Origin of the sequence: Asanoa iriomotensis (assembly GCF_016862515.1) — a bacterium.
Classification (GTDB): domain Bacteria; phylum Actinomycetota; class Actinomycetes; order Mycobacteriales; family Micromonosporaceae; genus Asanoa; species Asanoa iriomotensis.
Genome location: NZ_BONC01000012.1, coordinates 135,069 through 143,770 on the forward strand (window position 1 = coordinate 135,069; position 8,702 = coordinate 143,770).

Annotated in this window: 8 protein-coding genes; 2 read left to right on the forward strand and 6 right to left on the reverse strand. The window is 70.7% G+C overall.

Features of this window, described 5'->3' with window-relative positions:
• Positions 1-26: 26 nt before the first annotated feature.
• A complete protein-coding gene (locus Air01nite_RS11485; protein ID WP_203701992.1) occupies positions 27-1,307 on the reverse strand; it encodes a TRAP transporter large permease in 1,281 nt (426 codons plus the stop codon).
• The gene (locus tag Air01nite_RS11490) at positions 1,304-1,864 is read right to left on the reverse strand and encodes a TRAP transporter small permease (RefSeq protein ID WP_203701993.1); all 561 of its coding nucleotides are present in this window, start codon (positions 1,862-1,864) and stop codon (positions 1,304-1,306) included. The genes Air01nite_RS11485 and Air01nite_RS11490 overlap by 4 nt, the downstream gene beginning before the upstream one ends.
• 354 nt (positions 1,865-2,218) lie before the next feature.
• Between Air01nite_RS11490 and Air01nite_RS11495 the strand changes: the two genes are divergently transcribed.
• Together Air01nite_RS11495 and Air01nite_RS11500 are read left to right on the forward strand one after the other, a co-directional pair.
• Entirely contained in the window at positions 2,219-2,950 is a 732-nt protein-coding gene (locus tag Air01nite_RS11495) for an IclR family transcriptional regulator (protein ID WP_239090651.1), read from the forward strand.
• 119 nt (positions 2,951-3,069) lie between these two features.
• Positions 3,070-3,717, forward strand: coding sequence for a TetR/AcrR family transcriptional regulator (locus Air01nite_RS11500; RefSeq protein WP_203701995.1), 648 nt, complete (start codon positions 3,070-3,072; stop codon positions 3,715-3,717).
• 105 nt (positions 3,718-3,822) lie between these two features.
• Here Air01nite_RS11500 and Air01nite_RS11505 read toward each other — a convergent pair whose 3' ends face one another.
• The 4 genes from Air01nite_RS11505 to Air01nite_RS11520 form a co-directional block, all read right to left on the reverse strand.
• On the reverse strand, positions 3,823-4,299 hold the full coding sequence (locus Air01nite_RS11505) for a type II 3-dehydroquinate dehydratase (RefSeq protein WP_203701996.1): 477 nt from the start codon (positions 4,297-4,299) through the stop codon (positions 3,823-3,825).
• Positions 4,296-6,413 carry an outer membrane protein assembly factor BamB family protein gene (locus tag Air01nite_RS11510; RefSeq protein WP_203701997.1) on the reverse strand — a complete coding sequence of 706 codons (2,118 nt, stop codon included), beginning with the start codon at positions 6,411-6,413 and terminating at the stop codon, positions 4,296-4,298. Before Air01nite_RS11510 ends, Air01nite_RS11505 begins: the two co-directional genes overlap by 4 nt.
• A 32-nt stretch (positions 6,414-6,445) precedes the next feature.
• Positions 6,446-8,221 carry a thiamine pyrophosphate-binding protein gene (locus Air01nite_RS11515; RefSeq protein ID WP_239090652.1) on the reverse strand — a complete coding sequence of 592 codons (1,776 nt, stop codon included), beginning with the start codon at positions 8,219-8,221 and terminating at the stop codon, positions 6,446-6,448.
• Positions 8,218-8,702 (reverse strand): aldehyde dehydrogenase family protein (locus Air01nite_RS11520; RefSeq protein ID WP_203701998.1); only part of this gene is annotated, 485 nt, incomplete at its 5' end. The genes Air01nite_RS11515 and Air01nite_RS11520, both read right to left, overlap by 4 nt.

Sequence of the window (8,702 nt, forward strand, 5' to 3'; positions counted from 1 at the left end):
CCTCTCTTGTCAGGACAGCGCCCGGGTCAGAAACCGAGCAGCCCGGGCAGCCACAGGGCGAGGTCGGGGAACGCGGTGATCAGGACGAGGACCGCGACCAACGGGATCAGGAACGGTGCGACGCCGCGGAAGACCTGGTCCACCGGGCGGCCGGTCACGGAACTGGTGATGTAGAGGACGCTGCCGACCGGCGGGGTCAGCAGACCGATCATCAGGTTGATGATCATCACGACGCCGAAGTAGATCGGGTCGACGCCCAGGTCGGTGGCGATCGGCAGCAGCACCGGCACCGTGACCAGGATGATCGCGGTGGCGTCGATCAGGGCGCCGAGCACGAGCAGGATGAGGTTCACCAGGATCATGAACACGACGGGGCTGTCGGAGACCGAGGTGAGGAACTCGGCCACGTCCCGCGACACGTGCGCGCGGGTCAGGATGAGGCCCAGCAGCGCCGCCGCGCCAAGGATGAGTGCGATGCCGCCGGTGATGACCGCGGTCTCCCGCAGGGACTGCAACAGCACCCGCACGTTGAGGGAGCGGTAGAACACCCCGAGGACCAGCATGAACAGGACGGCGACGGACGCGGCCTCGGTCGGCGTGAACGTGCCGGACAGGATGCCGCCGAGGAGGATGACCGGCGTCAGGCCCGGGCCGATGGCGCCGATCGCGGCCCGCACGAAGCGGCGGCGGTCGAAGGGCACGGTGGACAGGTCGCGGCGGCGTGCGGTCCAGATGAAGATGTACGCGCAGAGTCCGGCCGCCATGATGAACGCGGGCACGACCGAGGCGGCGAACAGCGCGCCCGTGGACACCGTCGCCGTGGCGGCGTAGATCACCGCGGGGATGCTGGGCGGCATCACCGGGCTGATGAGCGACGACGAGGCGGTCAGGCCGGCCGCGAAGCTGAACGGGTAGCCGGCCTTGACCATCTGCGGGATCTGCATCTTGCCCAGCCCGGCCACATCGGCGAGCGCGGAGCCGCTCATCCACGAGAAGCCGACCGCGGAACCGACGTTGACGTAGGCGAGGTTGCCGCGCACCCGGCCGAGCGCGGCGAGGCAGAACTCGTAGAGCCGGTCGGCGATGCCCAGCCGGTTGGCCATCACCCCGACGAGGATGAACAGCGGCACCGCGAGCAGCGGGAAGCTGTTGAGCCCGTCGAAGGTCGTCTTGAGCGCGAAGCCGCTGGACGTGCCGTCGGCCAGCGCCCACCACAGGCTGGGCCCGAGGAACGCGAGGCCGACCGGCACCCGGATCAGCAGGAGGAGGGCGATCACGACGCCGACCATCCAGAGCTCGAGGATCATCGTGCCTCCGCCGCGTCGAACACCACGTCGTCCCGGTTGGCGTAGAAGATCCGGACGACGGCGCGCACGGCCCCCGAGGCGAACCCGAGAAGCGGGAACGTGTACAGGATCCAGATGGGGATGCCGAGCGCGGCGGTCCGGCGGGAGGGAAAGGCCCGGATCAGCGCGTAGGCCTCCCAGACGAGCAGGGCGCAGATCACCGCCGTACACACCGCGGACACCGCCCGGACCACGACGAGCGCCCGGCCCTTGGCGACGTAGTCGATGATCTGGATGGTGATGTGGCCGTTGTTGCCGATCAGGTAGCCGACCATGATGAACGTGAGGGCGATCAGCGAGTAGCCCGCGAGCTCACTCACCCCGGGCCAGTTGAGCGCGGGCACGAACCGGCTGACGACCTGCCACAGCACGCTGACGAAGATGAGGACCAGCGCCGCGCAGGCGATGGCCAGCTCCACCGACGCCCAGGCCCGCAGCGCCGCCGGCTCCCGGCGCCGCGCGGGCTCGGTGCCGGCGGCGGGCGGATCCGACGTGACCGGCACGGGCTCGCCCGTCACCGGCTTTCCTTCGATCGGTGCGTGCTCACGACGGCCTCACTCTCCAATAGGGATGGTGCGCGCCGTGGACCGGGCAGGGGCAGGGGTCGGTCGGTCCGGCGGACGCCCTGATGCGAAGAAGCTGGAGGACCACCAGACGGACCAATTGAACCATCTCGTGGACTGGCCTGTAACCTACGTGGCGACCCCGCCGCTGGCAAGGCATTGAGTCCTGACCGTTACGCATGCGTGAAAACGGCGGCACCGTACGGTGCGCCGCCGGTGCACCGCTCTCCGGTGCGGTCGGTACCATGGCGCGGAGCGCGAGGAGGGTGTGTCCTGGTGGAGGCCGCTGACCAACAAGGTGTCCGCAGCGTGCAACGCGCGCTGGACATCCTCGGCCTGCTCACTCCCGACCGGCCCGCCATCTCGATCCGGGAGATCGTGGACGCCACCGGTCTGGCGAAGACGACCGTGCTGCGGATGGTCTCGACGCTGGAGCAGAGTGGACTGCTCTGGGCCACGCCCAGCGGCTACATGGCCGGGCCCGGGCTCTGGCGCTGGGCACACCTGGCACAGCGCAGCTGGGAGCTGCCCCCTGACACCCAACGGGTGATGCGCGAGCTGGCGGCGCGCCGGCGCGAGACGGTCAACGTCTACGTCGCGCGCGACATCTACCGGGTCTGCATCGCCCAACAAGAGGGACCGCAACCGCTGCGGCACGTCGTCCACGTCGGTGACGAGCTGCCGATGTGGGCCGGCGCGTCGGCCAAGGTCCTGCTGCGCGACGCCTCCCCCGCCCTGCTCGATCGCATCGCCAAGAGCTCGCCCTACGGCCCGAGCCACGTCAAGCGGCTGCGGGAATGGATCGACGAGGCGACCGTGCGGGGTTATGCCGAGAGCCACGGCGAACGCGAGGACGGCCTGTCCGCCGTCGCGGCGCCGATCCTCGGCCAGTCCGGCAGCGTCATCGCGGCGCTCGGGTTGAGCGGGCCGACGATCCGCTTCACCGAGGAGCGGGTGGCCGAGTTCGCCGCGGACCTCAAGCAGATCGCCCGGGAGCTGTCCGAGCGCGGGTTCGCGCACCCGTTCAGCGACGGTCGCTGATCCCGGTTCGCCCACCACGGGTCACCTCCCCGCGTGCGGTCGGCGCTAGTTATACGAACTGGTACGTTAGTTAGCCACCCTCGACAACCCGAAGTCAAGAGCCGAGCCCGGAGGATGCGATGGCAGGACCGCGGACCGTGGACACACCGGAGCGGGTACGCGACAGCGCCCGCACCCGCGCGGAGATCCTCGACGTCGCCACGGCCGAGTTCGCGGCCAACGGGTACGACGGTTCCCGGGTCGACGAGATCGCGGCGTTGACCCGCACCACGAAGCGCATGATCTACTACCACTTCGGCGGCAAGAAGCAGCTCTACATCGCGGTGCTCGAACGGGCCTACGCGCGGATCAGGGCCGCCGAGCGTCAGGTGGAGCTCGACGACCTCGACCCGGTCGCCGCGGTGCGCCGGATCGCGGAGGTCACCTTCGACCACCACGGTGCGCATCCGGAGTTCATCCGGCTCGTCAGCATCGAGAACATCCACCACGCCGAGCACGTCAAGGAACTGGTCGAGATGGTCGACCTCGGCGGACCGATCGTGGCGCTGCTCGAGGACATCCTGCGCCGCGGCCGGCAGGAGGGGCTGTTCCGGTCCGACGCCGACGCGATCGACGTACACATGATGATCAGCGCGTTCTGTGTCTTCCGGGTCGCCAACCGCCACACCTTCGGCACCATCTTCGGCCGCGACCTGGTCGATCCGGCCCGCACCGACCACTACCGGGCGATGTGCGGCGACATGATCGTCCGCTACCTGGCGGCTTAGACGTCCACCCAGACCCCCGTGCGGGACGGTGCGCGCGGGCGAAGCCGGCGGCTCTGGCCACGTCGAGGTCGGCGCCCGCGGCTACCTCCACGCCGGGGATCGTGCTCAGGGGGCGGAGGTGGTTGCGCGCGATGGCGCCGCGCCCTCGCGGAGCACCCGCACGCCGTGCATGCCCAGTTCGTAGCCGGCGGCGCCGAAGCCCGCGACGAACGCGTCGGCGGCGCGGGCCGTCACCAGGTCGCTGTGGTAGATCGGCTCCCGGGCGAAGACGTTGCTCAGGTGGACCTCCACCACCGGTTGCGCGATCACTTTGAGCGCGTCGAGCACGGCTACCGAGCGGGTCGACAGGCCGGCCGGGTTGATCAGCACCGCCGCCGCATCGTCGTGCGCCTCGTGCAGCCAGTCGACCACCTGACCCTCGTGATTGGACTGGCCGAAGAACACCTCGAAGCGGAGCTCCAACGCCAGCAGGCGGCAGCGTTTCTCGATCTCGGCCAGGGTGACCTGGCCGTAGACGTGCGGCTCGCGGCGACCGAGCATGTCGAGGTTGGGTCCATTGAGGATGAACAGCCGGTCGGTCACCGGTAAACTTCGATTTTTCCGGTGGACCGTGGGCTGCCGGGGTCGTTGAAGAAATACTCGCCTTCCCGGGTGAACGTGTAGGCGAACGACTGCCCTGGTGCCAGGCGCACGTCGAACAGACCCTCGAAGAACTGCGTCACACCGCGCTCGCCGGCGTTGCCCGCATGGTTGACGAACGTCACGGTGGTGCCGACCGGCACCCGCAGGTGGGTGGGAGCCATGCTGCTCACGCCGAACGACTCGGTGCCGCTGACGCTGCCGCTCGCGCTGTAGGTGCGGCCGATCACCACGGTGTCGGCGACCGCGGCGCCCTCGACCGCGCCGCCCGAGACCGGCCGGCGGATCACGGGCGGCGGCGGGGTGGGTGCTGGGCCGACGTCGCCGTCGATCTCGAACGCCCAGAGGAAGTCGCCGCGCGGCGCCGAGTTGCCGTACGGGATGCTGGTCCCACCGGCGTAGACAGCGAGGTACTGCTTGCGGCCGACGCGATACATGATCGGGCTGGAGCTGATCGCCGCGCCGGTCTGGAAGCGCCACAGCTCCCGGCTTGTGCGCGCGTCCAGCGCCAGCAGGTTGCCGTCAGGCTGACCGATGAACAGCAGGTCGCTGGCGGTGGTGAGGATCCCGTTGCCGTGCGCCAGCGAGTACGGCATGCGCCGCTTCCAGCCCACCCGGTTGGTGCTGACGTCGACGCCCACGATGGCGCCGGTCTGGTACTCCCCCGGCGGCCGCAGGCCGTTGCTGCTTTCCGTCAGCGAGTGCGCGGCCGCGACGTACCCGAAACCGGTGTAGATCAGCCCGGTGCGGTGGCTGAACGACATGTGCGACCAGTCGGCACCGCCGCCGTGTCCCGGGATCGACAGGATCGGCACGTCCCAGTGCGGGTCGTAGAGCGACCCTTGGACGTAGTTGGGCACCGCCCGGTTGGGGTCGCCCGGCACCGAGGTGCCCAACGGCTGGTCGACGACCCGCTGCTCGGTCCACCCGCCCTGCACCGGGAACGGCTGCGTCGGCCAGGTCTTCTGCCGGGGCTCCTGCGGCACGGGCCGCTCGACGACGCCGAGCGGCGCGGTGCCGTCGGTCCGGTCGAGGACGAAGAACATGCCGGACTTGCTGCCGTAGACGACGACCTTCCGCATGCGCCCGCGGATCCGGACGTCGGCGAGCACCGGCGCCATCACGTTGTCCATGTCCCAGATGTCGTGGTGGATGGACTGGAAATGCCAACGACGTGCTCCGGTACGCAGGTCCAGGGCGACGATCGAGTTGGCGAACAGGTTCTGCCCGCCCCGGGCCGAGCCGTCCTGCGACGAGTTGTTGCCCCGTGCGTTGCCGAAGGTCCAGTAGGTCAGTCCGAGCTCGGGGTCGACGGCCGGGTGGATCCACGGCGTGGCTCCACCGTCCATCCAGGACTCGCCTTCCCAGGTGTCGTTGCCGAACTCCCCTGGGCCGGGAGTGCCCCAGAAATGCCACCGCACGTCCCCGTTGCGCGCGTCGAGCGCGAGGGCGGCGCCGCGCGGGCCGTCGTTGGTGCCGCAGAACAGCAGACCGTCGTGGTAGACGACGGCGACCTTCTCGATGTTGCCGAACCCCTCGACCTGGCGCTCCCAGGCGACCTGGCCGGTTTCCTGGTGCAGGGCGATGACGTAGTTCTCGTTGGACTTCGTGAACACAAAGCCGCCGCCGACGGCGACACCGCGCCGGGTGAGGCTCCCGCGGACCTGGTCGTAGCGCCATTTGGTCCGTCCCGTGACCCCGTCGACGGCGACGACGTTGCCGAGCGCGGACTCGATGTAGAGGACGCCGTCGACCGCGACCGCCGTGCTCTGGCTGTTGCCCGTGGTCAGGCCGCCCTCGATGCGGTTGACCCAGGCGCCCCGCAAGCGGCGGACGTTGCCGCGGTGGATGCCGTCGAGCGAGGTGTAGTTCTGGTTGCCGAGGTTGCCGCCGACCTTCGGGAAGTCCTCGTCGCCCGGTGTGTCGAAGCGCGCGAGCGCGGCGGCGCCGGGCGGGCGGTGCGCCGCGGCCGGTGTGGCGACGGCGGGGGCGGCGGCCGCGCCCACTGTGGTGGCCGCGGCGGCTTTGAGCACGGTTCTGCGGTCGACGTGTGCCATAGGTGCACCTCTTCCTGTCCGCGCGATGGCGTCTATTCGAATACGCCCTGGTAGATGTCCTTGATGTTCCAGTGCCCGGGGGTCGGCACCGGCTCGTTGACCATGGGGACGTCCAGCACCGCCGGGCGGCGGGCGGCCAGCGCGGCGCGCAGCGCCGCACCGAAGCTGGCGGCGCTGTCGACGGAGTAGCCGTCGGCGCCGCAGGCCCGGCCGTAGGCGGCGAAGTCGGGGCTGTACGGCGCGCCGTCGGGGCCGAGGAAGTCACAGCCGAAGCTGCGCCCGAAGTTGGCCGCCTGGAGGTCGGAGATGGTGCCGTGCGACCGGTTGTTCATGACGACGAACAGGACCGGGGCGTTCTGCTCGACCGCCATCGGCACGGCCGGCAGCTGGGCGCCCATGCCGCCGTCGCCGATCAGCGCGACCACGGTCCGGTCGGGTTGGGCGACCTGCACGCCCACCGCGGCGGCAGGGCCGAAGCCCATCGTCGACGCGCCGCCCGGTGTGATGAACCGCCCGTCGTCGGGCAGCTCGTAGCACTGCGCGACGCCGTTCTTGTTCCATCCGACGTCGGTGACCAGGATGGCGTCCGGCGGGAGGATCGCGCGCAGGTCGGTCAGGATGCGCTCGGGGCGCAGCGGGAACTGTTCGCTCGTACCCCTTTCCCGGCTCTCGGTGAACAGGGTGTGGCGGGTGGCGGTGATGGTGTCGCGCAGGCCGGGCCGCTGTTTCCCGGTGGGCTGCCGGTCTTTGACGGCGCGTTCGATCGCCTGGGCGGCGTCCGAGACGTCGGCGACCGCGCCGATCGTCACGGGGAAGTTGCGGCCGATCTCGGCCGGATCGATGTCGATCTGGACGAGCCGGGCCGGCGGGAACTGCCAGGTGTAGCGCCGGTCCCAGGAGCTGGCGTCGGTCTCCGCGAAGCGGGTGGCCAGCGCCAGCACGACGTCGGCCTCGCGGGTGTATCGGTTGGTCAGCTCCAGACCCCAGAAGCCGGGCATGCCGAGCAGCAGCGGATGGCTGTCGGGCAGCGTGCCCTTGGCCATCAGGGAGTGTGCCACCGGGATGTCGAGGTGCTCCGCGAGCCGCCGCAGGGCGTCGAGCCCGGGCCCGCGGCGCAGACCGCCGCCCAGGTAGACCAGCGGCCGCTGCGCGTCGACGAGCAGGTCGGCGATGCGCGCGGCGACGTCCGCGGGCAGGCCAGGGCGTTCCGGCACGGCCAGCGGGTACGCGGCGGCGGTGTCGCCCGGCACCGGCCGGGAGAAGTGGTCCATCGGCACGCTGAGCAGGACCGCGCCCGGACGCCCGGCGGTCGCGGTCCAGAAGGCACGCTCGGTGTAGCGCGCGAGGTCGGCGGCGTGGTGGACCTGCCACGCCCGCTTGACGAACGGCCGGTAGATCGCGGTCTGGTCGGCGTCGGAGTGGAGGTTGACCTCCTGGTGCGGGTGCCGTCCGTGGTAGTAGGACGGGATGTCGCCGGAGATGACGACCAGCGGGACGGAGTCCATGGCGGCGGTGAGGACGCCGGTGACCGCGTTGGTCATGCCGGGCCCGACGTGGACCAGCAGCACGCCCGGCCGGCCGGTCGCGCGGGCGTAGCCGTCGGCCGCGTGCGCCGCCGCCTGCTCGTGCCGGGCGATCACGAACCGGATCCCGCTGCGGCCGATGGCGTCCAGCAGCGCGATGTTCGTGTGTCCACAGAGGCCGAAAACGACCTCGACGCCGTACGACTCGAGTTGCGCGACCATCGCTTCCGCCGCGGTCACCTCGTCGTGCCGCGTCGAAGCGCCCGCGAGCTGGTCGAGGCTCATGAGGTGCCTTCCTGGTCGCCGAACAGGGACATGCCGCGCAGGAGGAGCGTCCGGACGACGGTGTAGTCGTCGATCATCCAGCGGGGCGACTCGCGCCCGAACCCGGAGTCCTTGACCCCGCCGAAGGGAACGTGGTCGAGCCGGAAGTTGGACGAACCGTTGACCACCAGGCCGCCGACCTCCAGCTCGCGCCAGGCCGTCACGATCCTGCGGACGTCGTGCGTGAACAGGCCCGCCTGCAGGCCGTAGCGGCTGTCGTTGCACACCGCGATCACGTCGTCGAACTCGTCGTAGGGCAGCACGCTCACGGCCGCACCGAACACCTCGTCGCGGACCAGCCGCGAGTCGGCGGGCGGCTGCGCCACGACGGTCGGGAACACGGTCGCCCCGTCGCGCCGGCCGCCGGCGGTGATGGTGGCGCCGGCCGCCGCCGCCTCCCGGGCCCAGGCGACCACGCGTTCGGCCGCGTCGTCGTCGACCA

Coding starts and splice junctions, on each gene's coding strand:
- Air01nite_RS11510 (WP_203701997.1), bottom strand. CDS start 6,413: ATGGCACACGTCGACCGCAGAACCGTGCTCAAAGCCGCCGCGGCCACC.
- Air01nite_RS11485 (WP_203701992.1), bottom strand. CDS start 1,307: ATGATCCTCGAGCTCTGGATGGTCGGCGTCGTGATCGCCCTCCTCCTG.
- Air01nite_RS11500 (WP_203701995.1), top strand. CDS start 3,070: ATGGCAGGACCGCGGACCGTGGACACACCGGAGCGGGTACGCGACAGC.
- Air01nite_RS11515 (WP_239090652.1), bottom strand. CDS start 8,221: ATGAGCCTCGACCAGCTCGCGGGCGCTTCGACGCGGCACGACGAGGTG.